The sequence below is a fragment of the Treponema sp. genome, from assembly GCF_024696245.1.
Lineage (GTDB): Bacteria > Spirochaetota > Spirochaetia > Treponematales > Treponemataceae > Treponema_D.
The window spans coordinates 1-25,975 of the sequence record NZ_JAILGZ010000127.1 but is presented as its reverse complement, the minus strand read 5'-3'; the positions used below and the strand labels follow the sequence as shown (position 1 = coordinate 25,975).

Here is a 25,975-nt window from a genome sequence, read left to right as displayed (position 1 = left end):
TGAAAATATAAAAGACACTTCTATAGCTTTCATTCCCGGCCTAAAGATTGTATTATTAACAGTATGAAAAAACTCATCAGGGCAATTTTAGTTATTCTTGCATTAACATGGGTAAAAATCCCGGCACAGGAAAACCTTAAATTTGAAGGAAACAATGCAGAAGTAAACATACTTACACTTTCTAACGGACTCACTGTTTTTGTAAGGACAGATTCTACAATTCCACTTATCCATACTGAACTTATATGCAGGGCCGGTTACTCAAGTCAGAATACAGGGAATACCGGCTTTTTTTCTCTTTACAGCCAGCTTTTTACAAAAACCGCCTCTTCCCTTAAAAACAATCCCCTGGATTTTATAGATGTAGAAGCTCTTTGCAGTGCAGACAGCAGCAGTTACACGGCCGATGTTCCGGAAGAATATCTGGAAGAATATTTAAATGCCCTCTGTTTATGCCTGTCATCCCCCCTTTATTCAGACGGAGAATTAAAAAGTACTTTTGCAGAATACAAAAAAGAAATAAATGAATACGCTTTAAGTTTAAGCGGTTTTATAAATACTTCCATTGATTCAAAAGTATTTGCAGAAGAACCCTGGAAGCAGGAAAGCGGTATTTACCCTTCATTTTTTTCAGGCTATTCACTGGGAGAAGTAAGGACAATCCTTAAAAATATACAAAAGGAATACTATATTCCTGACAACTGCGCCCTTTTTATTACAGGAAATATTTCCAAAGACAAGGTCTACGATATCTGCCAGAAGGAGTTCTTTAACTGGAAAAACTCTGCTCCCGTTAAAAATCAGATTCAGGAAGAAAAACTCCCTGAAGAAAAACAAAAAAAGTATGCCATTATTTCGCCGGATTTTTCTCCTGAACTTACCCAGCTGGTACTTCAATACACCAGTCTTGATGAAGCAGAGTGTGATATTTTAAGTGCAGCCTTTAATGCAGTACCTTCTCCCCTTAAAAATGAACTTTTATCAGAAGAAAGTCTTGCCATCAGAAGCGAAGCCTATATTTCAGCAGCAGCCGCAAGAAAAAATGGTTCAAGCCGCCTTATAATACAAAGCCTTCTTGAAAAAAGCAGTCAGAATAATCCTGTAAGCCAGGCAGAACTTTTTATGTCCAAAGTAAAGCATGCTGCAATTATGGATAGAAGCATGTTTATAAAAGCCCAGGATTCTGTTAACGGAAAATACCTTAATACAGCAGGCTCTTCCATTAAAGCCATGGAACTTCTGGCTGATTTCTGGGCTCTTGATAAAGAAGTAACAGCTGACACTTTTTGCAGCAGGTTTTCAGAATTTACCCATTCGGTTTACACAAAAACAGAAAGGGACATAACAAAAAAGATTTTAAGCAGCCAGCCCTTTATATTCCTTATAATAAATGATTCCCTCTGGAATGATTTTGAAGAAGACTTTATTAAAGCAGGCTATGAAAAAATCCAGACTGATTCAGGCTTCTGGTACAATCAGGAACTTATGAAGGCAAAAGCCCTGGAAGAAAAAAAGGCCGAACTTACCCCTCTGGAAGAAACCCTGGCTGCCATTACAGGAAGCAGGGAATTTACTCCGGAAGATCTTTTTTACTTCCACAACTATTCCCAGATTAAAAGCTTTAACCTCCTGAACGGAATTAAATGTGCCGTAAAAGAAACAGAAGGTTCCTCATCAGCAGTATTATCTCTGGCCATTGCAGGAGGAGAAGCAGCCTCTCCGGAAAAGGAACTTCAGCTCAGGACAATACTTGTAAATGCCCTTTCCATAAATATAAACAGCAGCCTTAACAAAAAAAAGAATGAAGCCGTAATTGTTTCTAATCCCCAGATTTCTGCATGGACAGAAGAAAACAAATCCTTTATTCAAATTGAATTTTTACCTGCAGACTTAGAAGAAGTTCTGGCCAGTTGTATTTCATCCTTAATATGGGCAGAAATACAGCCCCTTACGGCAGACCATCTTGTAAGTGAACAGAACTACCAGTGGTCACTAAAAAAACAGTACCTGGATTTTCAGCTCAAAAGTGCTTTTCTCCGTCAGGCCTATAATAAAACTGAATACGAAAAACTCTATGACCTTCAGTCGCCAATATTAAAAGCCACTACTTATGAAAGTCTGGCCCTTAACTACACCAAACTCCTGGATGCCTCCCTTTATTCCATTGTGATTGCAGGGGATGTAAAAGCCGGTGAATGTGAAAAACTTCTGGAAGAAAGCTTTGGTCTCTTAAAGGAACAAACTGCCTGTAAAGACATAACAAGTCCCCTTCCTGACTTTAAGAAAAAAAATTACAAGTTCCAGCTCAGTCATAATTATACAAGTGATAAAACAATTGCCGATGCCCCTAAGGATGTTCCTGTACTTGTTCCTACAAAAACTTTTACGGACCCGGCCCTTATTATTTTTAAGGGACCGGAAAACTATGGGGAGGAAGAAATTTTTAATGCCCTCCTTATAGACCTCTCTTTAAGGATTTCTAAAAAACTTTCTTCCCCTGTTACTCAGGACCTTATGACTTCTGATTTTAATGGGGGAATAATAACCATAGAAAAAATAAAGAAAACTTCAGAGCTTACAAAAGCCTTAAAGGAAGCCCTGGGAGAACTTAAAGAAGAGCTTAATGATGACAATAATTCAGAAAAAAGCCTTTTAAGGTTAAAGGCCCAGTGGTCAGTAAAAGCTTTGACTAAGTGCCAGACTCTTAAAGGAACAGCAGAACTTCTTCATAAAAGTCTTATTGCCGGAAATCCTTTTAAATACCTTGAAGACTATACTTTAATAGAAAAAGCAATTACCGGAGATTTCTTACAGGTTCTGGAAAACTCTTTTAAAGAAGAAGATGCCTTAAAGGTATTTTCTGCAGACACTAAAAAATAATCATTTCTGTGTCAGTAAGAAGGCCGTCTAAAAGCTGGTCATGGTGATCAAGGGGAACTTTATCTGTAATCTGACAGGTAAAGCCCATTCCCAGAAGAAAAAGTTTTGAAGAAGAAGCCTCTGCCATTAAAGCCAGTCTTTTTATATATCTGTCATAATAGCCCTTACCCTTTCCAAGCCTGCCTGCATTTTTATCAAAGGCCAGGCCCGGCACAATAACCGTAATATTACTATTTTCTAAAAGCCTTTCTTCTGATAAAAGGTCTTCAGCTTTTTCTTCCGGCTCCATTATTCCAAAAGAGCCTTTTTTAAAAGGAGTTTCTTCTTTATGAGTCTGGCTGTAAAAATAAAAATCCATGTCACTGCTGTCAGGGCATACTCTTGGAAAGGCCAGAAGTTTTTTATCCTTTACAGCTGCCTGATTTATAATTTCCGGAGATATTTCTGACTTAAGGTCCTTATAGGAGAGAATTATTGAAGAGGATTTATAAAGGTCAGAAGCTAAAAAAATCCTGCAGGCATTTTCCGACATGATTTTCTTTTCTGAAAGAGTAATCTCTTTAAGACTAAGCCTCATCTGACTTCTTAAAACATTTTTCTCACTAAGGGATGAATCAATTCTTTTATCACTTTCCATTTTTCTTACCAGCAGTTAAAATAAAAGCATGAACGATTCATTTATTCAAGTAAGAACAGACGAAAATAATCCTGTCTGGCAGGATTGTATAAAAAGAGAAAACTCCCTTTATTCCAGGGGTAACGGTATACGAAGTGAATTTGAAAGGGATTACACAAGACTCCTTCACTGTCTTGCCTTCAGAAGATTAAAACATAAAACACAGGTTTTCTTTGCCCCACAAAATGACCACGTCTGCACAAGAATGGAACACGTAATGCATGTAGCTTCTGTAAGCACAACAATTGCAAAACATCTTGGACTTAATGTTGAACTTACAAATGCCATTGCCATAGGACATGACATAGGACACGCCCCTTTTGGACATACAGGAGAAGACATTCTTAATTCCCTTATTACTTTTAAACAGGAAGGACAGAATGCAGGAAAAAAATTCTGGCACGAAAGAAACAGCCTTTTTTTTGCAGATTTTATAGAAACCCTGCAGGATCCGGAAGGGATAGAAAAAAATCTTGACCTTACTTATGCAGTCAGGGACGGCCTTATATGCCACTGTGGAGAGATAGATCAGCAGGGCTTAAAACCAAGAAAAGAAGCCATGGACCTTTATGACATAAAAAGACCGGGAATGACTTCTCCCTTTACCTGGGAAGGCTGCATTGTAAAAGTAAGCGATAAAATTGCTTTTTTAGGCAGGGATATAGAAGACGCAAGAGCCTACCACCTTCTGGATATGGCAAGTTACCGCCAGCTCAGGGAAATAGTTGCTTCCACATTAGGCTTTGGACCAAACAAAAAAACTTCCCCACGTACAACTTCCGGTGTACACAGGTCAGGCCGTGCCGTTAATACTACAGTTCTTATAAACGACATGATTGTAGACCTTACAGAAAATTCAAATCCCCAGGATGGAATATGCTTCAGTCAGCCATACTTTAAGTTTATTACTGAATTAAAAAGATTTAGTTTTGCAAACATCTACAACAACTGGCGCTTAATTGAATTTCAGCATTACGCCAGGGATATTCTTGGCTGTCTTTACAGAACCCTTATGAAAACCCAGGTTTATGCCCAGAACAGAAAAATGGAACAGTGTTTTAAATATGCTCCTAATCTAAAGAAAACCTTTATTGACTGGCTTATAAAATACTCAAACTATGATCTGGAAAAGAAAAGTATTATGCGCTTTCATACAAAGGAAGTATTTGATGTAAATAAAGACGAAAGCTATGAAAAATGTGTAATAGAATACATTTCCGGAATGACAGACCAGTTTGCAATTACTGTCTATCACGAAATAATATCCTTTTAAAATAAAAAAGACTGCTCTTAATTAAGGGCAGTCTTATTTTTATGCTGACTATTTCAATGCAGCAGCAATACGCTCAAGAACCTTCTTACGGTCAAGTGGTTTAACGATGTAATTCTTTGCACCGCTAAGAAGAGACTTCTTTACAAGTTCTTCTTTACCAAGAGCACTTACCATAACAACGCGGGCATTCTTATCGAAAGCCATAATCTGTTCAAGTGCTGTAATACCGTCCATACGAGGCATTGTGATGTCCATCGTAACGAGGTCAACATTTGGGCATAATTCCTTATACTTGTCAACTCCGTCCTTTCCATCCTGTGCTGTTGCGACAATTTCATAACCATCACTGGTAAGAATCTGGGTCAACTGTTTAGCAACGAACATAGAATCATCTACAACAAGTACACGGAATTTGGTGCCATCAAGTTTAACTCCCTCAGGCGGACGTTCATTAATTGACGGGAAATCCTCTCTAGTCTTCATACTCTGTACTCCTTATGCGCGTTCGCGAATTGCGACGTTGACTTCAATTTTACCAAATTCAGTGATAAGAGGAACGATAAGAGCTTCAACACTCTGGTTCGTACCACTTAAAGCTGCTATTTCCATTTTTTCACCTGCAAACAATGCTGGTGGTGTTAAGTCAAATTTAAATCCAAGCTCATGAAGCTTAGTAACAGCCTGAGCTGTAATAAGATTAGCAAGTTCACTGATTGTAGCTTTTGCCAGATCATCAAATTCTGCAAGTTTTTCACCATTCATCTGTGATGCAATGTTAATAGCCGTATCAAATGTCATATCAAAAAGAACACGACCTTCTACGTCTCCGGCAAGTCCTACTAATGCAGCAACGCCCATTACAGGCATGGCAGTAGACTTAAGGTACAAATCACCTCGTTTTACGTCAGCTCCACCCAAAACTTCTTTCAATATTTTGTATGAAGTTTCTACGAATGGGTTAATGTACTCTACTCTCATTAAATATCCCCCTAAGTGTATTCCAGTTTTTATTTATACTATTTTGAATATACTGCAACGTTTCCAGCCTGTTTTTTATTCCAGCCAGGTATAGCAATATTTTCATTGTCACCTACTATTATAACACCATTTCCCTTCATTTTCTCATTAAAATCAGTTAAAACTGTTTTTTGTGAGTCTTCAGGCAGGAATGAAAGAATATCCCTTGCAAAAATGATGTCAATTGGTGGCAGGTTATTTGTATGAACACAATCATGGTATTCAAACATAACCGAATCCTTGATTTCTTTACTGAAGGTATAGTCACCACCTACACTCTGTACTGTATATGGCTGATACCAGTCAGAACTAGCCTGATCAGTAAGATTCATCAAAGGTGCATTTGACACACTAAGGAGGTCTACGTCATGACCGTAAACTTTTATCTTAGCTTCAGGATACCGTTTTTTAAGAAGACAGGCAAGAGAATAAGATTCATAACCTTTACCACAACCTGGATTCCATACAACGATATTTTTAGCACTGTTATCAGGAAGAGCCTTTGCAACGCTTTCGGCATATTCCTCTGTCCACCAGTTTCCTGTACATTTTGAATAGAAAGGTGCAAGGAAAAGTTCTGCATCAGCATCAGACTGAAGCTGGGTTTTATCAGCACCTCTTGTCTTTTCCCATTCACTATATCTTTCTTTTACCCATTCCTTATTAACATCAGTCAGAAAAAATTTCTTGAAGTTTTTAAGGGAATCAGCAATAAAATTTAAGTCTACTTCTTTTTTCTGCACAGCTGTTTCTGCAGCCTTAGCAGGAGTCTGGGTCTCTTCATGAGATTTTTCTATGGCAATAGCTGCAGCCTGACGCTTTTTCATCTGAGCCTTTGCAGTTTCTGCCATTTCCCTTTCTTCAGAAGGACTTCTTAAACCAAAAATCTTGTCAATATCAAGAAGAATGTAAAGATGACGTTCAGCTTCTACAACACCGTAAATGTATTTGATGTTAATATCACCAAAAAGAGGATGTGGAGGCTGAATTGTACTTTTCTGAATACCAACTACCTTATCAATTGCATCTACTACAACACCGAAAGTCTGTTCACCAACGGTAACGATAAGCATGTTTTCAAGCGAATTATCTTCACGCTCAGGAATTTCAATATTAAAGAAAAGCCTTAAGTCAATAATAGGAATAATGTCACCGCGAAGATTATATACACCAAGTACAAATGGCAGTGTATTTGGAACGTAAGTAAAACGTCCGGCCTTTGCGATTTCCTTTACTTTCATAATATCAATGGCATAGTCTTTTCCGCAAAGAGAAAAAGTAACCATTTTATAATCAACTACTGAAACCTTCTTTTTTTCTTCGTCGAGCTGATCGTTTGTAAGGCCACTTTCTGCGCTTTCGGTTGTACTTGCTAATACACTAAGTTTATCCTGTATAGTTCCCATACCCTACCTCAGTTCGAATTCTTAATAGCTTCTTCACGTATCTGCTGTGCGTTAAGTTCCTGCTTAACACCCAGGTCCAGAAGCTGGCTTACGTCAATAATAAGAGAAACGGAACCGTCTCCCAATACTGATGCACCGGCAATTCCAGGTGATGAAGTAAACTGATCATGAAGAGGTTTAATAACAACATCTTCTTCACCAATAAGAGCATCTACCATAACACCGATTTTCTTTTCCTGAGAACCGACGATTACGATAAAGCAATATTCTCCATTATGAGAATTCTTTATTCCAAAGAGCCTGTTCAATCTGAGGATTGAAATAACTTCATTACGAACATTAAGAACTTCATAATTATCGATTGTATTAATTGTATCAAGCTTAACGCGCTGACTTTCTATTACGTTTGTAATTGGAATTGAGTAAACTTCTTTTCCAACACGTACAAGAAGACCCTGAATAATGGCAAGTGTAAGAGGAAGTCTGATAGAGAACTTAGTACCCTTACCCTTTTCTGAGGTAACATTAATTGTACCCTTAAGCTTTTCTACCATTGTCTTTACAACATCAAGACCTACACCACGTCCGGAAACGTTACTGATCTTGTCACTGGTTGAGAAGCCAGGAAGGAATATAAGGTTGTAGGCATCCTGGTTGGAAATAACCTTGTTAGGACTTATAAGCCCCTTCTTTATAGCCTTTTCCTTAACCTTTTCTACATTAATACCTTCACCGTCATCGATTACATCAATGACAATCATGTTACCTTCATTAGCAGCACGAAGAATTACAGTACCTGTCTCATCCTTACCACTAGCTGCACGAACATCAGGAGGCTCAACACCGTGGTCTACTGAGTTACGGATACAGTGCATGATTGGATCAAGAAGGTCATCTACTACAGTCTTATCAAGTTCTGTATCTTCACCTTCTATAATAAGGTTAACTTTACGTCCAAGGTCACGGCAGAGGTCGCGTACAACACGAGGGAAGCGGTTAAAGATAGTTCCAATAGGAACCATGCGGATCTTCATTACGCCTTCCTGGAGTTCACTTGAGATACGTCCAAGATTCTGTGTTGTTGCACGATATTTTGTAGATGAAGTTTTGAATTCAGTTTCAAAGGAATCAAACCATCCGGCCATGTTACCGTATTCATCTGCAAATTTCTGACGGATATCCTTAAGGGAAACACCGTTCTGTACTTCTTCTACAACTTTTGGAATTGAATCCATAAGCTGTCTGTGTTTTTCTTTAAACTGTGAATTAAGGCCTGCAAGTTTTACCTGAAGGTCAGCCATCTGAAGGCCATTCTGGTTAAAGGCAGCTTTTGTAATTACAGTTTCACTGACAAGGTTCATAAGGTTATCAACACGCTTTGAATCTACGCGGAGAATTGAACCAGTCTGTACAGCTGAATGAGCAGGAGCAACTGTTTTCTTTGCCTGCTGAACATTAGCTGTTGTTGCAGGAACAGATTCAGAAGAACTTTCTTCCTTTTCTGCAGCTGCTTCTTTAGCAGGAGCCTCTTCTTTTTCTTCTGCTTCAACAGGAGCAGGAGCTGCACTTGCTGCAGGAGCCTCTGTATGAACTTCTGAAGCCTGAAGGCTTGAAGATGTAGCACCATCTACTAAAGATGCATCAACACCAATTGTTACGTCATCAAGGAAAGCTGCATCTTCAATTGCAGACTGTTCTGATGAAGATGCAAGATAATAAACTACCTGAAAATGGAATTCATCTTCATATAAAACTTCAAAATCAGGAACAGTCTTAAGAACTGAACCGCAGTTTTTAAGGGCAGCAAATACCTGAATACCACCAACTGAGTTCATTGGATTTGATTCGTCAAATGTTACGTTTACAGCCCAGAGTTTCTGTCCTTCTTCGAGGGCACCCTTAAGCTCGTTATAGTCATTGTCAGAAAGATGAGGAAGTGCCGGCATACCATTTGAAGGAGCTGGAGCCGGAGCCGCTGCTGCAGGAGCAGGTTTTGCACCAAGCATACCTTCCGGAAGCTTTACAGGGGCTTTCTCTTTCTTTTTGCCACCCTTCTCCGGAATAAATGATTTTATTTTACCAACAAGTGGAGAAACATCTTCCTGATATACAGAACCGTTGCTTCTGGCCTCAAGCATAGCTTTAATAGTGTCTATACCTGTAAGGAGCACATCAACAATAGCTTCATTTACTTCTACAAGATCGCTTCTTACAGCATCAAGTAAGTCTTCTACGTCATGACAGAATTCAGCAAGTTCTGTCATTTCTACTGTAGCAGAACCACCTTTCAATGTATGCGCTGCACGGAAAATTTCGTCTATAGCGTCATGATTGGTCGGGTCATTCTCGATTACAAGAATATTGCTTTCAAGAGTCTCTACCTGCTGCTCAGCTTCAGCGAAAAAGTCCTTGAGAAGTTCTTCATTATTACTGTCAAGATAATCACTCATACAATATATTTTAATCCGTTATCAGAAGAAGTCAAGTAAAAGGGAAATTTTTTCCCTCTATATACATGTGTCATTTATTTACATATAAAGTAAAAAGACAGGAATTCCGATATTCAAAAGGAATAATAATATTGAAAAACCAGGCTGATAGCGGATTTCAGTTTAGTTTTTCGGAGGGAATCGTGAAAAAATTACTTTCTATATTAGTAGCGGCTGCTGTGACTTTTAATGCATTTGCTCTGGACATGCCTTTTTTTAACGGTTATGCAGGACTTCTTGGTAATATGACCGGAAAAAGCAGTTCTGACAGCTATGATCCTGACATTGACATAGAAGCTTTTTTCTCCGGACAGCTGGATTTTGGCGGAAAATTCCTTGCCAGGGGTGAATTCTATATTTCCAGTGAAGACCTTCTTCAGAACGATCTTTTTGAAGAAAGTGAAGTAAACAATGCAGTCTTTAAAATAGAAGAACTTTCTGCAACCTATAAAATGAGTACCCTTTCCAGTTCCCATTATTTTTCTGCCTTCCTTGGAAACTTTGAACCTATAGGCTCAGATATATTCCTTCAGAGACAATTTGGTATTCAGCCTGTAACATCAAGATTTACAGCCAGCTGGCACAGTTTAAGCGGTGCTTCGGTTTATCCTTTCTATGGTTCTGGTATTTCCTATGTTTATCACCCTGAATCCAGCGGTGCTTTTGGTCTTTATGCCTATATGAACAAGCAGACAGAAGAAGATGAAACAAAAAATGTCCTTAACCTTGATTTACGTCTTGCAAAACTCTTTTCTAACCTTACAGCTGATATTTCTGCAGGTTTCGGCTTTCCTATAGAAGATACTGATGAAAACGGAAATAAAGTTTTCCTTCTTATTAAAGAGATACAGCTTCACGCAGGCTTTAACTTTCTCTTAGGAAACAGATATACAACTTCCTTCTTTATGCAGGGAGGTTTTAACAAATTTGTACTTACTTCTGATAATGATACTTCCCACAAGATTACTTTTTCTGACCTTTACTTCCTTATTGAACCACGTCTGACTTTAAGACTTTTCCAGCTTAATATTGCAGCCTTCAATATTCCGTCAGAAAGTGCTGAACACATGATTTATCTTAAAAGGGCAATTGATGAAGATGACACAATTACAAATCTTCTTGGCCTGAATGCAAACATTGTTACAGACCATCTTTATCTTGGAAATACAAATGTTACATTCGGCATTCACTCTACCCTTATCCTTACTGACAGTGATATAGAAGAATTAAAGGATGATCCAAAAGTTGTTCTTGACTGGAATTATGAGATTTATGTAACACCTTACGTTACAATCCCTGTTCTGGGTGGTTCAATGAATGCTAACCTTGCAGCAAGCATTCTGGACTTTAAGGATGACTGGAAATCAGCCCTGGACTTCAGCTTAGGATTTAAAACCCGCTTCTGATAATCCAGGACCTTTATAATAGTAAATACTTTTTAATTAAAGGAAGTCTGTACTAGAGAACAAGCTTAGATAAGCGCTTGCAGGCTTCCTTTACGTCTTTTCTGTGACCAAAGCTTGAAAAACGAAGATAGCTTTCACCGGCAGGACCAAAACCTGAACCAGGTGTTGTTACTACATTACATTCATCAAGAATCTTGTCAAAAATATCCCAGCTCTTCCATCCAGGGAAGTTAACCCAGAGATAAGGAGAGTCACCTGTGTAATAAACCTTTACTCCGGCTTTCTTAAAGTTGTCACCTGTAAGGGCTTCTTCCATAAGCTTTGCATTTTCAAGATAGTAATCAACAAGTTCCTTTGTTTCTTTCTGACCTTCTTTATCAAGAGCTGCAAGACCACCTGCCTGAGCAATATTGCTTGCACCATTAAAGAGAGTTGTCATTACACGGTTCCAGTCCTGTTTTACAGGAGTTCCGTCAGCAAATTTAATGTCAGAAGGAACTACAGACCAGCCTAAACGAACACCAGTAAATCCTGCAAGCTTAGAGAAAGAGTTGATTTCTATTGCACACTTGCGGGCTCCAGGGATTTCGTAAATTGTACGTGGAAGCTTGTCATCACGGATAAAAGCGTAATAGGCAGCATCAAAAATAATAATACAGCCGTTTTTATTTGCATAATCTACAAGTTTTTTAAGCTGGGCTTTGCTTGCACATGCACCTGTAGGATTATTTGGTGAGCAGAAATAAATAAGTGAATCTGCAGGAATCTTTTCTAATTCAGGGAAGAATTTATTTTCTGCAGTACAAGGAAGATAGGTAACTCCCTTATAACCCTTTTTAGAAGATGCACCGGCTGCACCAACAACAACACTTCCGTCTACATATACAGGGTATGCAGGGTCCTGAACTGCAATCTTTACATTACGTCCAAAAAGTGTCTGAATGCGGGCAATATCACACTTGGCACCATCAGAAATAAAAACTTCATCAGCCTTTGCCATTTTTGGATAAAGAACTTCTGCAATTTTTGAACGGAGTTCTGTATTACCCTGCTCATCTCCATAACCTGAGTAACCTTTTGCAGTTCCCAAAGATTTTGCATAATCAGCCATAGCTTTTGCAATATGAGGAGTAAGTGGTTCAGTTGTATTACCAATACCAAGACTAATAATTTTTGCATCAGGATGCTTTGCCTGATATTCACGTCTTCTTTTTGCTACTTCCGGAAAAAGATATCCGGCAGCAAGATTTGCAAAACCTTTGTTTCTTTCTATCATTATCAATACCTCACTTTAATTCGGTTCTTTAAATATATCAGTAATGAATATTCTTTTACAAGCAGAGTCACTATATTGTTTTCTTAAAAAGTTAAATTTAATTGTATCTTTCCAGAGGGATTTTTAAGATGAATACGGCATATTCATTTTCTTCACTTTCTACAGTAATAGTTCCCCCGTGATATTCAGCAATTGACAGGGCAATAGGAAGTCCCAGTCCTGAACCACCTGTAACTCTGGAACGGGAAACATCACTTCTAAAGAATCTGTCAAAAATTTTAGGAATATCTTTCTGAGAAATACCATGTCCAGAATTCCATACCCTGATGCAGGCGTAATCACCTTCTACATAACAGCTTACTTTTATAAGGGCATTAACATCTGAGTTTTTAAGGGCATTATCCGTAAGAATAATAATTACCTGACGGATTTTTGCTTCATCACCGTTTATAATGATTTTTTCTTCCGGAGTTTCAAGTTCAAGACGTTTCTTCTGTTCAAAGGCAAGACTTTCAAAGGCAAGGACAGAACAGGCACAGGCATTAACAAGATCAAAAGGCATCATTGAATATTCAATCTGGCCTGCATCATTTTTTGCAAGATAAAGAAGGTCTTTTACAAGGGTACTCATCCTTGTATTTTCTGTTTTTATGTATTCAAGCCACTTGTTGTCCGGAATCTCCTGTTCCAGAACGTCAATATTTGCTCCTATTACACTGATTGGAGTTTTTAATTCGTGGCTGGCGTCTGCAATAAAGCGCTTCTGACTGCTGTAAGATTCTTCTGCAGTTGCAAGGGCCCCCCAGGTAAACTTCCAGGAAAGAATAAAGACTGCAGCTGCTGCAATTAAAAATATAAATAAAGACATCCAGGCGTAATGCTCTTCATTATAAATCTCACTTCTTCTGTCTATGATTACAATGGAAAAGCCGTTACCATGAGAAGCAAATCTGTAGGCGTATCCTTCAAAATTATAATTCTGAATACGGCCTTCTTTCATCATACGCTTTATAAGAGCTTCAACCTGGTCTTCATCCAGGGACTGCTGCTGAGAAAACTCATGAAAGACAAGAAGAATAGTTCCTTCCTGATCCACATGGGCAACAAAATGGTCCCTGTATTCATAAGGCCGGGTATCTCTTAAAGGAAATCCCTTTTCAGGACCCTTGCGGTTAAAAAATTCATTCTCATCATCTTCAAATTCAGGAGGTCTTGGAGGACGGAACCTGTCATACATTGGTTCATTCTCCTTATCAGGACCTGACGGTTCTACATTATTATCCCTTATTTCATTAAATTCAGGGGGCTGGTCCAGGTATCTTGGAAAAAAGTTTTCCGGAGATATGGAGTCAAAGTAAGTATCCGTATCTGCATAATTACTTCCTATAATATAAATATTAAATATAAGGAAGAATGCTGCAAAAAGGAGACTTACAGAAACCCCTGCGGTCATGAAAAGATTAAAATGTACCTTCCTGAAAATCAGGTCATGAGAAGTTTTGTTCAATTTTTAGATTCCAGTGAGTACCCTATTCCTCTGGCTGTGCGAATAGTTGTAGCAACCTGAAGGTGTTCCATCTTCTTGCGGATAAATGAAATGTAAACTTCTACATTGTTGTATTCCGCATCTGAATCACCACCCCAGATTTTTTCAATGATACGTTCTTTATTGATAATCTGTCCAGGATTTTCAAAAAGAAGGTCCACAATCTGAAATTCCTTAAGGGAAAGCTTTATTGATTCTCCGTCCTTTTTCTGAAGTTCGCACTTTCTTTTATTAAGGACAAGGTCACCAACTGTCAGGCTTGAATCAATCACTTCTCCCTTACGACGGGTAAGAGCCCTTACTCTTGCAAGAAGTTCTTCTGTACTGAATGGTTTTGTTACGTAATCATCAGCACCACAATCCAGTCCCCTTACCTTAGTATCAATATCATCTTTTGCAGTTAAAAAGAGTACAGGAACCTGATTCTTTTCTTCACGAAGAGTTTTAAGAATTGTAATACCATCCATTTCCGGAAGCATCATATCAAGAACAATTGCATCATAGATTCCGGAACGTGCATACTTAAGACCATCAGCGCCATTATACACGGCGTCGATTCCATAACGATTTTTCTGAAAAATCTCAACCAGCGCCTGTGAAAGGCGGACTTCATCTTCAACAAGTAATATTCTCATGTCTTAAATTATACACCTGAGGCGGTATAAATTCTTGAAAATTTATAATTTTCTGTTATAAACATTATAATTGTTTGTTTTTTCTCATTTACAGAATTTTAAACAACTGATCTATCTGATTTTCCCTTACCACCATAACACTGGTGTGGGCACTTCCTATAATTTCATTGTCCTGTTTGGTTACTGAAGCACGGTTTAAAGCCCTCATATTATTGCCTTCGGAAGTTCCTCCCAGCATAATAAGGTCTGCCTGCCATTCATCAGCTGCAGAAATAACCTGGGACCAGACGGCACCGTCCCTTAATTCAGTTTCTATATCGACTCTTTTAGTTTTGGCAAGACTTTTTATGTGTTCAAGAATATGGATTCCGTCATCCTTAAGGCGCTTAGCAATATTTGCAGCTTCTTCCGGATCCATAAAACGGGACAAAGTCAGCTGCTTAATTGACGCAGAGTCTACAATATAGACGACCTTAACCTTAATTCCGGTCTGACGAGAAAGAATTACGGCATACTTTACAGCCCTTAAAGAAGAGTCTGATCCATTACAGGCTACAAGAACCTTTTCCAGAAGTTTTTTCATTGCTCTGAATCCTGACGGTTTTTTAATGCTTTGAGAACGAAAACATTTTCCCTGTCCCGTTCTTCAAGTACACTTTCTATATATTTTACAGTTTCAGTATTCTGTGGAATTACCATTTTATCAAGGGCATTTACCCTTCTCTGAGTCTTTTTTACTTCCATTGCAAGACGCCAGGCAATTGTTCTTACAGAGGCCAGCTGGGTAAGAAGGGATAAAAGCTTAAAAAACTCTGCCATTACAAGATCACTGTCAGGATAAGAACCAAGTATGGAAGAAAAAAGTTTTCTTTCCGGAAGAACAACGTCCAGGGTTGTAAAGGACATACCCCCTATTACTACTGGTTTTCCGTGAATATGAAAATCATAGCTTACACTTTTTGCAATACGTTCAGCCTTCTGACCGCCAACATGCATAAGCATGGTTTTTAAAGCAGGATAAGCCTGTCCGATGCACTTGTCTATATCAGCTTCAAGAAGCCTTACCCTTTCTACTATCTTCATAAGTTCCATTACAAGGATTTCCCTCTTTTGTTCAAGGAGGTCATATCCCTCTGTACTTATGGCAAGCTGTTCCTTTATGGCGAGAAGATTGGACTTTGTTGGTGCAACGTTAAGCTTGGCCATAAATACTACTTCTCCTCTTTTGCAGGAAGATACTTATCAAGGAGTTCATCCTTAATGCGGTAAAGTTCTTCCCTTGGGAGAATTGAAAGAAGTTCCCAGCCTAAATCAAGGGTTTCTTCAATGGAACGGTCTTCGTATTCACCCTGAGTAAAAAATCTTCCTTCAAGTTCATTACCAAACTTAAGGTAAAGGCGGTCAAGTTCACTTAATTCTTCTTCTCCAATAATGGATGCAAGATTACGGATAGACTTTACCTTACTGTAAGAAGCAAAAAGCTGACTTGAAACAGCTGCATGGTCTTCCCTGGTCATGCCTTCTCCAATACCGTCCTTCATAAGGCGGCTTAAAGACGGGAGTCCGGAAACAGGAGGGTACATTCCCTTTGCAGACATTTCACGGTCAAGAACAATCTGTCCTTCTGTAATATAACCTGTAAGGTCCGGAATAGGATGGGATATGTCATCGTTTGGCATTGTAAGAATAGGAATCTGAGTAATTGAACCTGTTGACCCCTGAATCTTTCCTGCCCTTTCATAAAGTTCTGCAAGGTTTGAATAAAGATAGCCAGGATAACCCTTACGTCCAGGAACTTCTCCTCTTGTAGTAGAAATTTCACGGAGGGCTTCACAGTAGTTTGTCATATCAGTAAGAACAACAAGTACGTGCATGTTGCATTCATAGGCAAGATATTCAGCTGCCGTAAGGGCACATCTTGGAGTAATGATACGTTCAATAGATGGAGCATCAGCAAGGGACTGGAACATTACTACCTTGGAAAGTACACCAGACTCTTCAAAGGTATGCTTAAAAAACTGGGCAACGTCGTATTTAATTCCCATGCCGGCAAAAACCATTACAAAGTCTTCGTCACTGTTAAGAAGTTTTGCCTGACGGATAATCTGGGCTGCAAGTTTATTATGAGGAAGTCCGTTACCAGAAAATATTGGAAGTTTCTGGCCCCTGATAAGGGTATTCATACCATCAATGGAAGAAATACCTGTCTGAATGAAGTCCCTTGGGTAAACACGGGCATATGGATTTATAGGATTGCCGTTTACATTAACTTTTTTATCAGAAATAACAGGAGGATAACCGTCTGCAGGTTCTCCAAGACCATTAAAGATTCTTCCTAAAAGACCTTTACCTACTGCAAGTTCCAGTGGCTCTTCAAGGAATTCAACACTTGCTTTTTCAAGATCAAGACCTGTTGTACTTCCGAAAATCTGTACTATGGCAGCCTTTTCGTTAAGGTCAATAATGCGGCCTGTACGTTTTTCTCCGTTTTTATCCCTTACGTAAACAACTTCGTCATAGCTGGAATTTTCACTTCGCTTTACTGCTACGATAGGGCCGTCTACTTTTGTAAGTCCGGTATATTCAATTCCTTTCATTAAAGTACTCCCTTAAGATTCACGCTGATAAAGACGTTCAAGCTCCAGCATCTGTGATTCAAGATGGTTATCAATTGAAGAAAGCTTTTCCAGCTGATCATTTTCTACTACACCCTTGGCACGAACAATTTCGTTTTTAACGGTAAGTTCATTTATCCTTGATAAAGGACAGCCTTTTTTTATAAGGGCCGCAGCTCTCTGATAAAAATTCATTATTAAAAGAAGAATCTGAACCTGTTTTTCAGGTACAGAAAACTGGTCTACCTTATCAAAGGCATCCTGCTGTAAAAAGCCGTTCTTAATCATTTCTGATACAGTAAGAACCAGCCTGTCACTTTCCGGCAGGGCATCTGCACCAATAAGACGGACAATCTGCTGAAGACGCTGTTCCCTTTTAAGCAGATCCAGGGCCTTTACACGTATTTCTGACCAGCGGGGATCAAACTTATCCCACCAGACTTTAATTTCGTCAGCATATTCTGAATAAGAATCTATCCAGCCAATAGCAGGATAATGGCGGGCATTGGCAAGTTCCCTGTCTAAGGCCCAGAAACATCTGATAAAGCGTTTTGTATGCTGGGTTACAGGTTCAGAAAAGTCACCACCTGGAGGAGAAACCGCACCGATTACAGAAACAGAACCTTCCTGGCCTGACAGTGAGTTTACACGGCCTGCCCTTTCGTAAAATTCTGCAAGACGGGTTGGAAGATAGGCAGGGAATCCTTCTTCTGCAGGCATTTCTTCCATACGGCCTGAAAGTTCACGTAAGGCTTCTGCCCAGCGGGATGTTGAATCTGCCATAATTGCTACATGCATACCCATGTCACGGTAATATTCAGCAAGGGTAATTCCTGAATAAAGGGAAACTTCACGGGCTGCAACAGGCATATTTGAAGTGTTTGCAATAAGAATGGTCCGCTCCATAAGGGAACGGCCTGTTCTAGGGTCAATAAGCTTTGGAAAGTCTGTAAGAACGTCTGTCATTTCGTTACCACGCTCTCCACAGCCAATATAAACGATAAGATCTGCATCACACCATTTAGCTATGGCATGCTGGGTCATTGTTTTTCCGGTTCCAAAACCACCTGGAATAGCAGCAGTTCCACCCTTACTTAAAGGAAAGAAAACGTCTATTACCCTTAATCCTGTTACCAGAGGCTGACTTACTTCAAGTTTCTGAGCAAAAGGACGGGGTTTTCTTAAAGGCCAGTAGTGGCTTAATTTTATTTCTTCACCAAGATCTGTTTTTCCGATTACTTCATCAATGGTATAAGTTCCGGATCCAGAAAAAGAAGAGAGAAGGCTTCCCTTTATATAAGGAGGCACCATGATTTTATGATGAATGGAAGAAGTTTCTTCTACAGAGCCCAGGACCATACCAGGCTTAATCTGACAGCCCTCTTCTACACAGGCGGTAAATTCCCATTTTTTAACGGCATCAATAGGCTCTGCCCTCTGACCAGGAAGAAGAAAAGCTCCTCCTTCCTCATACATGGTTTTTAGGGGACGCTGAATTCCGTCATAAATTGTACCAACAAGACCAGGTCCCAGTCTTAAGGACAAAGGCCTTTCGTTACTTACAACTTCTTCTCCAACATGCATGCCTGTTACATCTTCATAAACCTGAATTGTAGCCATGCCTTCTTTCTGGCGTATTATTTCACCAATAAGGTGCTTTTCTCCAACATCTACTACATCATAAAGACCGCAGTTTTCAAGACCACTGGCATAAACAATAGGGCCTGAAATACGGGTAATTTTTCCTTTTATCATTCCGGTAACCTTCCGCCAAAGAGAGTCTGAGACAGCTCAAGATTGTGTGATTCAAGAAGTTCCTTTACCTTCTGATCAAGAGTAAGCCTGCAGGTAAGGGACAAATCACGGGCTTTAAGGACAACTCCTTCCCTGTGATTAAATCCGGCAACGGCTTCCGAAGCAAGGTCCGCAGGATTTCCTTCTGAAATATCTCCCAGAGAAGTTCCAAAAAGCTCCTTAAGGACTTTTGAAGCAGAATCCAGTGAAAAACCGTAAACCAGGGCATCCATTTTTTTATCCCCGCATACTTTCTTTGCTTTTTCTGCCATATTCCTGATTACCTGGAGCCTCTTATTTTCTCCGGCAGACTCAAAATATGAATTAATTCCTTCAATAACTGATGAATATATATATGAAACCAGATAACGCTGCTTTTCCAGAGGAAGAGAGCTTTGAGTGTTTTTTTCAAATAATTCAAGACGCTGAGAAGATGCATCCTCTGCATTTTTTCTTGCAAGGGCAATACGCTCAGCAAGGCCTTCTTCTATTGAGCGGGCATCTGCAAGAGCCTTTTCCTTTATACTTTCAGCCTTTTTACCACTGTCGGTACGTATTTCTTTATCAAGGATATCTGTTGAACGTAATTCTTCCATAATACCTAACCGATACTAACTAAATCTGAATACCCACAGCTTCACGAATTGCATCAGACAAAGATTTTCTGCCCTTAATGTGACCGCCAAGCCCTGGAATCTCTACAATAAGAGGTGCCTTACCCTTCATCTGCCAGCGTTTTACTTCTTCTGCCAGCATGTCAGAAACATCCTCTGTAAGAATGAGAACCTTTATTTTTTCTGCGGATAAATCATTTGTAGCGGCATTAAAGGCATCCAGGGCTGCAGTTCTGTTATCTGCAACCTGACCTTTAACACCGGCAAGCATGAATCCGAGAACAATTTCCCGTTCTCCGATTACAAAATATTCCAAAATGAAAATATTCCGTTTACATTATTATGATGAAAAGTGCAACAAGGAATCCCCAGAGACAGATACCTTCTGCAAGACCTACGAATGGAAGTGCCTTACCTGAAAGTTCAGCATTTTCACTCATTGCACCCATGGCAGCTGCACCGATTTTTCCTACAGCCATTGCACCACCAATACATGCAAAACCTACGGCAATTGCAGCAGCGATGTACTTGATTGCACCGGAAAGACCTGTATCTGTTTTTTCTGCAGCAGTCTCTGTTTCTGTGCTTTCTACAGCCTGAACTTCTGAAGCCTGATTGTCTGTGCTAAGAGTAACTGCTTCCTGAGCAAATGCTGAAAATGCACCAAGCAGAAGAAATGAAGCTACAAATGCAAAAAATTTCTTATTCATAAATATACCTCTCTATAACTACTGTCTCTGACAGTTATATACAAATGCAAAAGGCTTGAATTCCCTTCCAGTTTCCGTAAAGAACTTACTGAAGAATTCATAATACTGAAGCCTTACAACCTGAATGGCAACAATCATGCCTTCAAGAACAATAACAATGGCATTACCAGCCACAAGGACAGCCATTTTTCCTGCTGCAGCCGGAACCTGTGCCATCATTGTAGAAATAATGGAGCCAAGAACCGCATGAGCCAGGGCAAAGGCACCTACGCGGACAAAACTTACTGTATTAGAAAGATAAGAAGAAATAATTTCTATAACTTCTACTACAGCACTTATTACTGCACTGAAAAGTCCGTTTTCAAATACAGGACGCTCTCCATCAACAAGGCGCTCAAAAACTTCTCCAAAAGCCGTAAAGAAAAGGCTTACACCAATTATAATCACATCATACAGGGCCGGTTTATGTAAACCAAAGGCTGTAAGGACTGCAAAAATAATTACGTACCAGAAGAAGATGGCACCGGTAATACCAGTTTTTCCAAAAAGAGCCCTTCCCTTATGATTAAGGGCAAACTGATTTACAATATTTATTATAATACCGCAGGTATTGATTACAAAGCCTACTGCTATAGTAAATCCAAAAAACATGAACATCCTTACAACTGAAGAAGAATCCGTTCCATTAGGCATAAGTTTGAGGATAGGTTCTGAAGCTTCTTCATAATCAGTAACCCCGGCAAGGGAATGAACAAAGCGGTTAAAAGGTTTAAGAACTTCTTCTGAGGCAAAGAATTCACCTGTAAGAAGCCCCATTATCATACTTGAAATACCTATACAGATAAAAATCCGCCCGAATTTTTCCCATCCGGCCAGCTTCATCTTATTTAAGGTCATAAGAATACCAAGTAAAAGGAATACAAGGCCCTGTCCTGCATCACCAAACATTATGCCAAAGAGGACAGTAAAGAAAACAGCAACAAAAGGTGTAGGATCTACAGTTCCATACAAAGGAGAACCGTAGCTGAATATAAGTCTCTGGAATGATTTAATTAAGGAACCATGCTTTAACTGAACAGGAACCTTTTCCCTGCCTTCTATTACAGACCTGACTTCGCCTGGAAGAAATTCCCTTATGCCTGCCCTGCCCTTTGTAAGGTCATCCAGGGTACGAATAAGGGAACGGCTTTCCCATGCAGGAATCCATCCCGTAATTCTGTATACAAAATCTGTTGACTCAAGTTTATTTTTAACTGAATTAAGCTGACTTGAAACAGAAAAAGATTGAAGCAGGTGCAGCAGCATATCTTTATGAGTTTCTGCAAAATTTTTTCTCTGAAGCTGAACTTCTTCCAGCTCTGCCTTTGCCGCGTTTACCTCTCCTTCAAGAGCCTTAAGGAGTTCATCAGGTACTCCCTTAAAATCCTTAGGCAGCTTGATTTCTACAAAACCTGCCTTTTTAAGTTCGCTGTCCATAAAAAAACGGCCTTTTTTTGAAGAAGCGGCCAGAATTTTACTTTTATCATTACCTAAAGTTGTAAGAATGGCATTGGAGCCTAAAGAAGAAGCCAGGGAATCATAAAGCCCTTCCTCTATGCGGCCTATTCTTAAAGTAAGGAAAGAAAGGCTTTCCAGCTGGGAATAAGGCACCTTAAGGTTAGAAAAGGATGAAGCTTCCTTATAAGAAGCAGCTATTCTTTTAAGATTTTCTCCGCATTCAACTTCCCTGTTATGCAGGTCTTCTGCTGTAGTATAAAGTTTTACAGCCTGACCCCTTTCTTCCTGAGACGGCAGGGAAACAGCTTCTGTAAAATGATCAAGATCTTCTATATTAAGATAAGAGCGGGCACTTTGAAGTCTGGCAAAAATATCAGTATCAGGGTTAAGTTTTTTATCTTCTCCGGCAGCTGAATCAAAATCCTGCTGAAACTGAAAATCCCCCAGTTTACCAAGATAAGTAAGGACAGAATCAATATCGTCCTTTAAAATCATCAGTTCAAGAAGACGCATAGGTGTTGTCTTAGCCATTTTTTACCTCCGCTTCAAAGCTGACATTAAGTCTCAGACCCTCAGCTGCAGTACAGATATTTTCAAGCTCCTGCCTTTTTAAAATATAAAGGCATACCAGAGGACACTCAGTAAAAGGATGTAAATGGAAAAGTTTTCTGGACTCCCTGGCATATCTGACTTTAAATGAATTATTAATCCATCTTGGGTCTACAGTCCAGACAAGACCTTCTTCGTGGGGATTAAGCAAATCCCTGTACTTCCATTTATGCCACTGTTCGTAATCATCTGTATCAAAAGACAATACGGTAACAGCGTCCTGAACAAAATAATCCTTAAGGCCCTTAGACTGATCTTCATAAACAAGGTGGGGATAAATATCCTCATTTTTCATATGATAGTAAATCTTAAGCCTTAAAGCCCATATTGCATTATCAAGACAAATCTTCCGGCCTATAAGCTTCATAAGGTCGGAACGGCATTCAGAAGAAGACTTTTTTACCTGAGCCCACAAGCCTTTCATGTAAAAAGAATCAAGGGCAAAGTCTGCTTCATGAAGTTTCTGAGCTTCCGGTACTGTATTATACCATGAAATTTCAGAATCTGAAGTCATTTCTTTTAAGTCAGGCCATTTTTCGTATTTAATAAAACCAAAGGGATGAATATCCGTGATTTCGGGCAGAGTTTTTTCTCCGTAACACAAAGCGCCTGTTATAGTCTTAAAGTTTTCGTATTCAAAGGACTGTATGAATTTTACTAAAAGCGGATCCGGACTTGAATAATTGGCAAGAAGGGAACGTAATTCTTCTACAAAACGTGCAGAAGCTTCTGACTGAATTTTTTTTGTAAGCATAACCTGAGGAACGGCAGGTATTTCTGTTTTAAAAACCAGGGACCATAAATCAGACAGGGATTTTGCAGAAAAAAGGGCTCTGGCATTATCCCCTACATAGGCCCGGGAAAGAATGGCACAGGCTTTTGCATAAACATAGGAACGGGCAGCAGTCTTATCCATTGCCATAGCACACTCCTAAGCCTTCAAAAGACTATCCATAAGACTGTTAAATGAATCAAAATCCTTTTTATAAGCAGTCAGGCTGTCTTTATACTGCTGAAGCTGCTCTTTATGAGAAGCTGTAATATTGTCTCTTTTAAGGGATTCGTTTTTTTCTATTTCTGATGAAACTGTTTCAAATTCTTTTTTAAATTGAGCGTCTGTCCGGGCTTTTGCAGCTGCAATTATACCTTCTGCTTCTACCTGAGCTTCCTTTACCAGTTCTGAAGCCTCATCTTCTATCTGAAGAAGGTGACGGATTACATCGTCCTGTTCTGCAGCCATAGCAATCTCCCCTAATCAATATCAGAGAGCAGTGAAAGCACTTCTTTTGGAGAAGAAGCACCTGAAAGCTTTCCGATAAATTCAGGCTTTTGTAACAAAAGCGAGAGTTCCTTCAGGGCCTTTAGATGTCCTGAATTATCATCAGCACTAAAAAGGAACATAAATACGTAATGAACGTCATTGCCGTCAATAGAACCGTATTCAATCCCCTTTTTACTGATACCAAAAGCACCACAGGCCTTATCAAGATTATCCAGCACCCCGTGAGGTACTGCTACCTGATAAACAATGCCTGTTGTCATTTTTTCTTCTCGTGAAAATAAAGCATCAAGAGCTGCTTTTCTGTCCACAGCAGGATTAGCATCTACGATTTTCTGAACCATTTCATGAAAAAGTTCATCTTTAGATTCACTCTGTAAATCCATTATAATGGTATTTTCTGAAAAAATCTGCTGCAAAACCATACTGCGAACCTCCGGTTCAATTACTCAGCTGCTGGTGTTTCTACTGCAGCTTCTGTAGTTTCTGCTGCAGCACCGTCACCAAGAAGTGTATCCCAGTCTGCATCTTCAGAAGTTTCTGCTGCTGTGCTTTCTGCTGCTTCTTTACCTGCAAGGTCGTCTGCAGACTTTTTTGCACCGAATTTAGCATTAATCAAAGCAATTCCGATTGTAATTACAAAAAACAAAACAACAAGTACGCCTGTTGTCTTTGTAAGGACACTTGCTCCGTGAGCACCAAAAGCTGTGCTTGCTCCGCCGCCAAAGGCACTTCCCATGCCGTTGCTGTCTTCATTCTGAACAAGAACCAGCAAAACCAGCAGAATACATACGATAACAAATGCTGCAACCAATATTGCCTTTACAATATCCATTTTCTTCTCCCATCCGTCACTTTTACGGACACAAATTAAATTAATTTATAATGTAGCTAAAATAATACTCAATAATTCTAGTCAAGTCAATTAACTTTAACTTACTGAAAAAAAAAACAGCCGCACTTTTACAGTGCAGCCGTTTATATACCCGGAGAGGGATTAATTAGCATTCACAGATTGGTGTGAATGTTTCTGCCTTAAGGGAAGCACCACCGATAAGACCACCGTCAATATCAGGCTGTGCAAGAAGTTCAGGTGCATTTGAAGCTTTCATTGAACCACCGTACTGAATGATTACTTCATCAGCAACTTTCTGGTTGTAAAGCTTTGCAATGTATCCGCGGATAAACTTGTGGATAGCCTGAGCATCTTCAGGAGTAGCAGTTTTACCTGTTCCGATAGCCCATACAGGTTCGTAGGCAATTGTAACATTCTTCATCTGTTCTTCTGTTACGCCTGCAAGACCTGCAGAAAGCTGGAATGCACAAACCTGTTCAGCTTCTCCTGCTTCACGTTCGCTTAAAAGTTCACCAATGCAGAGGTCTACTTCGAGACCATCATTAAGGGCCTTGCGTACCTTTTTATTGATAAGTTCGTCTGATTCACCGATTTCGTGGCGGCGTTCTGAATGTCCGAGAATTACAGCCTGGCATCCGATATCCTTAAGCATAGCTGTAGAAACTTCACCAGTGTGGGCACCATTGTCAGTAGCAGCACAATCCTGAGCTGCAAGAAGAATATTTGAACCTTTTACAACCTGAGCAACTGCATCAAGGTATACAAAAGGAACACCAATCATGAATTTATTTGTTTTTCCTTTGAGGGCTGCAACAAGGTCCTGAGCAAGTTTAACTGCTTCTGCCTTAGTTGTGTTCATCTTCCAGTTTCCGGCAATATAATGTGTACGTGCCATGTTTATCTCCTGTGTGCCCTTCCCCTGCTTTTACAGAACAAGGACAAGTATTATTTATTCAGTGACCATAGTAATGAATCAGCAGAGTTTTTTCAATATTACACTTTACTTAACCCTGGCTATAAAAAAAAAATGCGGCCTCCTTAATAATAGGAAAGCCGCATAAAAAACTAAGAAAGGGATTTACTTCACAGAGTAACCTTCAAAAGTCAGGGTTACACTTTCATCATCCTTTTTAAGAGTAACAGTTCCATCTTTATTATCTTTAACTGTAAAGGTTACCGTTGCATCTCCTTCTGTATTACTACATGATGTATAATCATCATTCCAGATAATATTGTCATAAATGGTTCCACAAAATTTTATATAATCATGCTTTGCAAGGTATGCTTTACCACCTTCATCATACCCCCTGTAAGATCCATACTGCTCATACCAGGCCTTAGTATTGTCATATATACCCTTAAAGGAGAACCATGCTTTATCAGAATATTTTTCTATA

Annotated in this window: 25 protein-coding genes; 3 read left to right on the top strand and 22 right to left on the bottom strand. The window is 39.4% G+C overall.

Annotated elements, in window-relative coordinates; genetic code table 11:
• The first annotated feature begins 63 nt into the window (after positions 1-63).
• The gene (locus K6D58_RS09085) at positions 64-2,880 is read left to right on the top strand and encodes an insulinase family protein (protein ID WP_296829951.1); all 2,817 of its coding nucleotides are present in this window, start codon (positions 64-66) and stop codon (positions 2,878-2,880) included.
• Here the strand turns inward: K6D58_RS09085 and K6D58_RS09080 are convergent.
• On the bottom strand, positions 2,870-3,517 hold the full coding sequence (locus tag K6D58_RS09080) for a 5-formyltetrahydrofolate cyclo-ligase (protein WP_296829949.1): 648 nt from the start codon (positions 3,515-3,517) through the stop codon (positions 2,870-2,872). The two genes, K6D58_RS09085 and K6D58_RS09080, sit on opposite strands and share 11 nt — an antisense overlap.
• Before the next feature lie 28 nt (positions 3,518-3,545).
• On the opposite strand from K6D58_RS09080, the gene K6D58_RS09075 reads away from it, so the two are divergent.
• Positions 3,546-4,829, top strand: a complete 1,284-nt coding sequence (locus tag K6D58_RS09075; RefSeq protein ID WP_296829947.1) for a deoxyguanosinetriphosphate triphosphohydrolase family protein — start codon at positions 3,546-3,548, stop codon at positions 4,827-4,829.
• Positions 4,830-4,877: 48 nt separating this feature from the next.
• Here the strand turns inward: K6D58_RS09075 and K6D58_RS09070 are convergent, their stop codons facing one another.
• The 4 genes from K6D58_RS09070 to K6D58_RS09055 are packed head-to-tail and all read right to left on the bottom strand — an operon-like array spanning position 4,878 to position 9,702.
• A complete protein-coding gene (locus K6D58_RS09070) occupies positions 4,878-5,312 on the bottom strand; it encodes a response regulator (protein WP_184651492.1) in 435 nt (144 codons plus the stop codon).
• 12 nt (positions 5,313-5,324) lie between these two features.
• Complete coding sequence (locus K6D58_RS09065; RefSeq protein ID WP_296829944.1) at positions 5,325-5,807, bottom strand: chemotaxis protein CheX; 483 nt, start codon at positions 5,805-5,807, stop codon at positions 5,325-5,327.
• A gap of 38 nt (positions 5,808-5,845) precedes the next feature.
• A complete protein-coding gene (locus tag K6D58_RS09060; RefSeq protein WP_296829942.1) occupies positions 5,846-7,252 on the bottom strand; it encodes a CheR family methyltransferase in 1,407 nt (468 codons plus the stop codon).
• Between the two features lie 8 nt (positions 7,253-7,260).
• Complete coding sequence (locus K6D58_RS09055) at positions 7,261-9,702, bottom strand: chemotaxis protein CheA (protein ID WP_296829940.1); 2,442 nt, start codon at positions 9,700-9,702, stop codon at positions 7,261-7,263.
• 182 nt (positions 9,703-9,884) lie between these two features.
• Here K6D58_RS09055 and K6D58_RS09050 point away from each other — a divergent pair, with 182 nt between their 5' ends.
• Complete coding sequence (locus tag K6D58_RS09050) at positions 9,885-11,147, top strand: hypothetical protein (protein ID WP_296829927.1); 1,263 nt, start codon at positions 9,885-9,887, stop codon at positions 11,145-11,147.
• Between the two features lie 52 nt (positions 11,148-11,199).
• On the opposite strand, the gene K6D58_RS09045 is transcribed toward K6D58_RS09050, so the two are convergent.
• The 17 genes from K6D58_RS09045 to K6D58_RS08965 all read right to left on the bottom strand — a co-directional run.
• Positions 11,200-12,423, bottom strand: a complete 1,224-nt coding sequence (locus K6D58_RS09045; RefSeq protein ID WP_296829925.1) for an LL-diaminopimelate aminotransferase — start codon at positions 12,421-12,423, stop codon at positions 11,200-11,202.
• A 97-nt stretch (positions 12,424-12,520) separates the two neighbouring features.
• Positions 12,521-13,876, bottom strand: a complete 1,356-nt coding sequence (locus tag K6D58_RS11980) for a sensor histidine kinase (protein ID WP_296829924.1) — start codon at positions 13,874-13,876, stop codon at positions 12,521-12,523.
• Positions 13,877-13,926: 50 nt separating this feature from the next.
• The gene (locus tag K6D58_RS09035) at positions 13,927-14,604 is read right to left on the bottom strand and encodes a response regulator transcription factor (protein ID WP_296829922.1); all 678 of its coding nucleotides are present in this window, start codon (positions 14,602-14,604) and stop codon (positions 13,927-13,929) included.
• An 88-nt stretch (positions 14,605-14,692) separates the two neighbouring features.
• Positions 14,693-15,187, bottom strand: a complete 495-nt coding sequence (locus tag K6D58_RS09030; RefSeq protein ID WP_296829920.1) for a universal stress protein — start codon at positions 15,185-15,187, stop codon at positions 14,693-14,695.
• Complete coding sequence (locus K6D58_RS09025) at positions 15,184-15,810, bottom strand: V-type ATP synthase subunit D (protein WP_296829918.1); 627 nt, start codon at positions 15,808-15,810, stop codon at positions 15,184-15,186. The genes K6D58_RS09030 and K6D58_RS09025 overlap by 4 nt, the downstream gene beginning before the upstream one ends.
• 5 nt (positions 15,811-15,815) lie before the next feature.
• Positions 15,816-17,201 carry a V-type ATP synthase subunit B gene (locus tag K6D58_RS09020; protein WP_296829916.1) on the bottom strand — a complete coding sequence of 462 codons (1,386 nt, stop codon included), beginning with the start codon at positions 17,199-17,201 and terminating at the stop codon, positions 15,816-15,818.
• 12 nt (positions 17,202-17,213) lie between these two features.
• Positions 17,214-18,974 (bottom strand): V-type ATP synthase subunit A, encoded by a 1,761-nt coding sequence (locus K6D58_RS09015; protein ID WP_296829914.1) that lies wholly within the window; start codon positions 18,972-18,974, stop codon positions 17,214-17,216.
• Complete coding sequence (locus tag K6D58_RS09010) at positions 18,971-19,609, bottom strand: hypothetical protein (protein WP_296829913.1); 639 nt, start codon at positions 19,607-19,609, stop codon at positions 18,971-18,973. The genes K6D58_RS09015 and K6D58_RS09010 overlap by 4 nt, the downstream gene beginning before the upstream one ends.
• A 19-nt stretch (positions 19,610-19,628) precedes the next feature.
• On the bottom strand, positions 19,629-19,943 hold the full coding sequence (locus tag K6D58_RS09005; protein ID WP_296829911.1) for a V-type ATP synthase subunit F: 315 nt from the start codon (positions 19,941-19,943) through the stop codon (positions 19,629-19,631).
• A gap of 16 nt (positions 19,944-19,959) precedes the next feature.
• A complete protein-coding gene (locus K6D58_RS09000; RefSeq protein ID WP_296829909.1) occupies positions 19,960-20,337 on the bottom strand; it encodes an ATP synthase subunit C in 378 nt (125 codons plus the stop codon).
• An 18-nt stretch (positions 20,338-20,355) separates the two neighbouring features.
• Positions 20,356-22,365, bottom strand: coding sequence for a V-type ATP synthase subunit I (locus K6D58_RS08995; protein WP_296829907.1), 2,010 nt, complete (start codon positions 22,363-22,365; stop codon positions 20,356-20,358).
• Positions 22,358-23,365: a V0D/AC39 family V-type ATPase subunit gene (locus K6D58_RS08990; protein WP_296829905.1), complete on the bottom strand. Its 1,008-nt coding sequence runs from the start codon at positions 23,363-23,365 to the stop codon at positions 22,358-22,360. Before K6D58_RS08990 ends, K6D58_RS08995 begins: the two co-directional genes overlap by 8 nt.
• A gap of 9 nt (positions 23,366-23,374) precedes the next feature.
• Positions 23,375-23,683, bottom strand: coding sequence for a hypothetical protein (locus tag K6D58_RS08985; protein ID WP_296829903.1), 309 nt, complete (start codon positions 23,681-23,683; stop codon positions 23,375-23,377).
• Positions 23,684-23,694: 11 nt separating this feature from the next.
• On the bottom strand, positions 23,695-24,147 hold the full coding sequence (locus K6D58_RS08980; RefSeq protein WP_296829901.1) for a PTS sugar transporter subunit IIA: 453 nt from the start codon (positions 24,145-24,147) through the stop codon (positions 23,695-23,697).
• Between the two features lie 20 nt (positions 24,148-24,167).
• A complete protein-coding gene (gene secG, locus K6D58_RS08975; protein WP_296829899.1) occupies positions 24,168-24,557 on the bottom strand; it encodes a preprotein translocase subunit SecG in 390 nt (129 codons plus the stop codon).
• Positions 24,558-24,723: 166 nt separating this feature from the next.
• Positions 24,724-25,473, bottom strand: coding sequence for a triose-phosphate isomerase (tpiA, locus tag K6D58_RS08970; RefSeq protein ID WP_296829898.1), 750 nt, complete (start codon positions 25,471-25,473; stop codon positions 24,724-24,726).
• 183 nt (positions 25,474-25,656) lie between these two features.
• A partial coding sequence (locus K6D58_RS08965; RefSeq protein ID WP_296829896.1) for a hypothetical protein occupies positions 25,657-25,975 on the bottom strand: 319 nt, incomplete at its 5' end.

Excerpts from the sequence above, each read along its gene's own strand:
- K6D58_RS09085 (WP_296829951.1), top strand. The coding sequence starts at position 64 with ATGAAAAAACTCATCAGGGCAATTTTAGTTATTCTTGCATTAACATGG.
- K6D58_RS09080 (WP_296829949.1), bottom strand. The coding sequence starts at position 3,517 with ATGGAAAGTGATAAAAGAATTGATTCATCCCTTAGTGAGAAAAATGTT.
- K6D58_RS09075 (WP_296829947.1), top strand. The coding sequence starts at position 3,546 with ATGAACGATTCATTTATTCAAGTAAGAACAGACGAAAATAATCCTGTC.
- K6D58_RS09070 (WP_184651492.1), bottom strand. The coding sequence starts at position 5,312 with ATGAAGACTAGAGAGGATTTCCCGTCAATTAATGAACGTCCGCCTGAG.
- K6D58_RS09065 (WP_296829944.1), bottom strand. The coding sequence starts at position 5,807 with ATGAGAGTAGAGTACATTAACCCATTCGTAGAAACTTCATACAAAATA.
- K6D58_RS09060 (WP_296829942.1), bottom strand. The coding sequence starts at position 7,252 with ATGGGAACTATACAGGATAAACTTAGTGTATTAGCAAGTACAACCGAA.
- K6D58_RS09055 (WP_296829940.1), bottom strand. The coding sequence starts at position 9,702 with ATGAGTGATTATCTTGACAGTAATAATGAAGAACTTCTCAAGGACTTT.
- K6D58_RS09045 (WP_296829925.1), bottom strand. The coding sequence starts at position 12,423 with ATGATAGAAAGAAACAAAGGTTTTGCAAATCTTGCTGCCGGATATCTT.
- K6D58_RS11980 (WP_296829924.1), bottom strand. The coding sequence starts at position 13,876 with ATGACCGCAGGGGTTTCTGTAAGTCTCCTTTTTGCAGCATTCTTCCTT.
- K6D58_RS09035 (WP_296829922.1), bottom strand. The coding sequence starts at position 14,604 with ATGAGAATATTACTTGTTGAAGATGAAGTCCGCCTTTCACAGGCGCTG.
- K6D58_RS09030 (WP_296829920.1), bottom strand. The coding sequence starts at position 15,187 with ATGAAAAAACTTCTGGAAAAGGTTCTTGTAGCCTGTAATGGATCAGAC.
- K6D58_RS09025 (WP_296829918.1), bottom strand. The coding sequence starts at position 15,810 with ATGGCCAAGCTTAACGTTGCACCAACAAAGTCCAATCTTCTCGCCATA.
- K6D58_RS09020 (WP_296829916.1), bottom strand. The coding sequence starts at position 17,201 with ATGAAAGGAATTGAATATACCGGACTTACAAAAGTAGACGGCCCTATC.
- K6D58_RS09015 (WP_296829914.1), bottom strand. The coding sequence starts at position 18,974 with ATGATAAAAGGAAAAATTACCCGTATTTCAGGCCCTATTGTTTATGCC.
- K6D58_RS09010 (WP_296829913.1), bottom strand. The coding sequence starts at position 19,609 with ATGGAAGAATTACGTTCAACAGATATCCTTGATAAAGAAATACGTACC.
- K6D58_RS09000 (WP_296829909.1), bottom strand. The coding sequence starts at position 20,337 with ATGAATAAGAAATTTTTTGCATTTGTAGCTTCATTTCTTCTGCTTGGT.
- K6D58_RS08995 (WP_296829907.1), bottom strand. The coding sequence starts at position 22,365 with ATGGCTAAGACAACACCTATGCGTCTTCTTGAACTGATGATTTTAAAG.
- K6D58_RS08990 (WP_296829905.1), bottom strand. The coding sequence starts at position 23,365 with ATGGCAATGGATAAGACTGCTGCCCGTTCCTATGTTTATGCAAAAGCC.
- K6D58_RS08985 (WP_296829903.1), bottom strand. The coding sequence starts at position 23,683 with ATGGCTGCAGAACAGGACGATGTAATCCGTCACCTTCTTCAGATAGAA.
- K6D58_RS08980 (WP_296829901.1), bottom strand. The coding sequence starts at position 24,147 with ATGGTTTTGCAGCAGATTTTTTCAGAAAATACCATTATAATGGATTTA.
- secG (WP_296829899.1), bottom strand. The coding sequence starts at position 24,557 with ATGGATATTGTAAAGGCAATATTGGTTGCAGCATTTGTTATCGTATGT.
- tpiA (WP_296829898.1), bottom strand. The coding sequence starts at position 25,473 with ATGGCACGTACACATTATATTGCCGGAAACTGGAAGATGAACACAACT.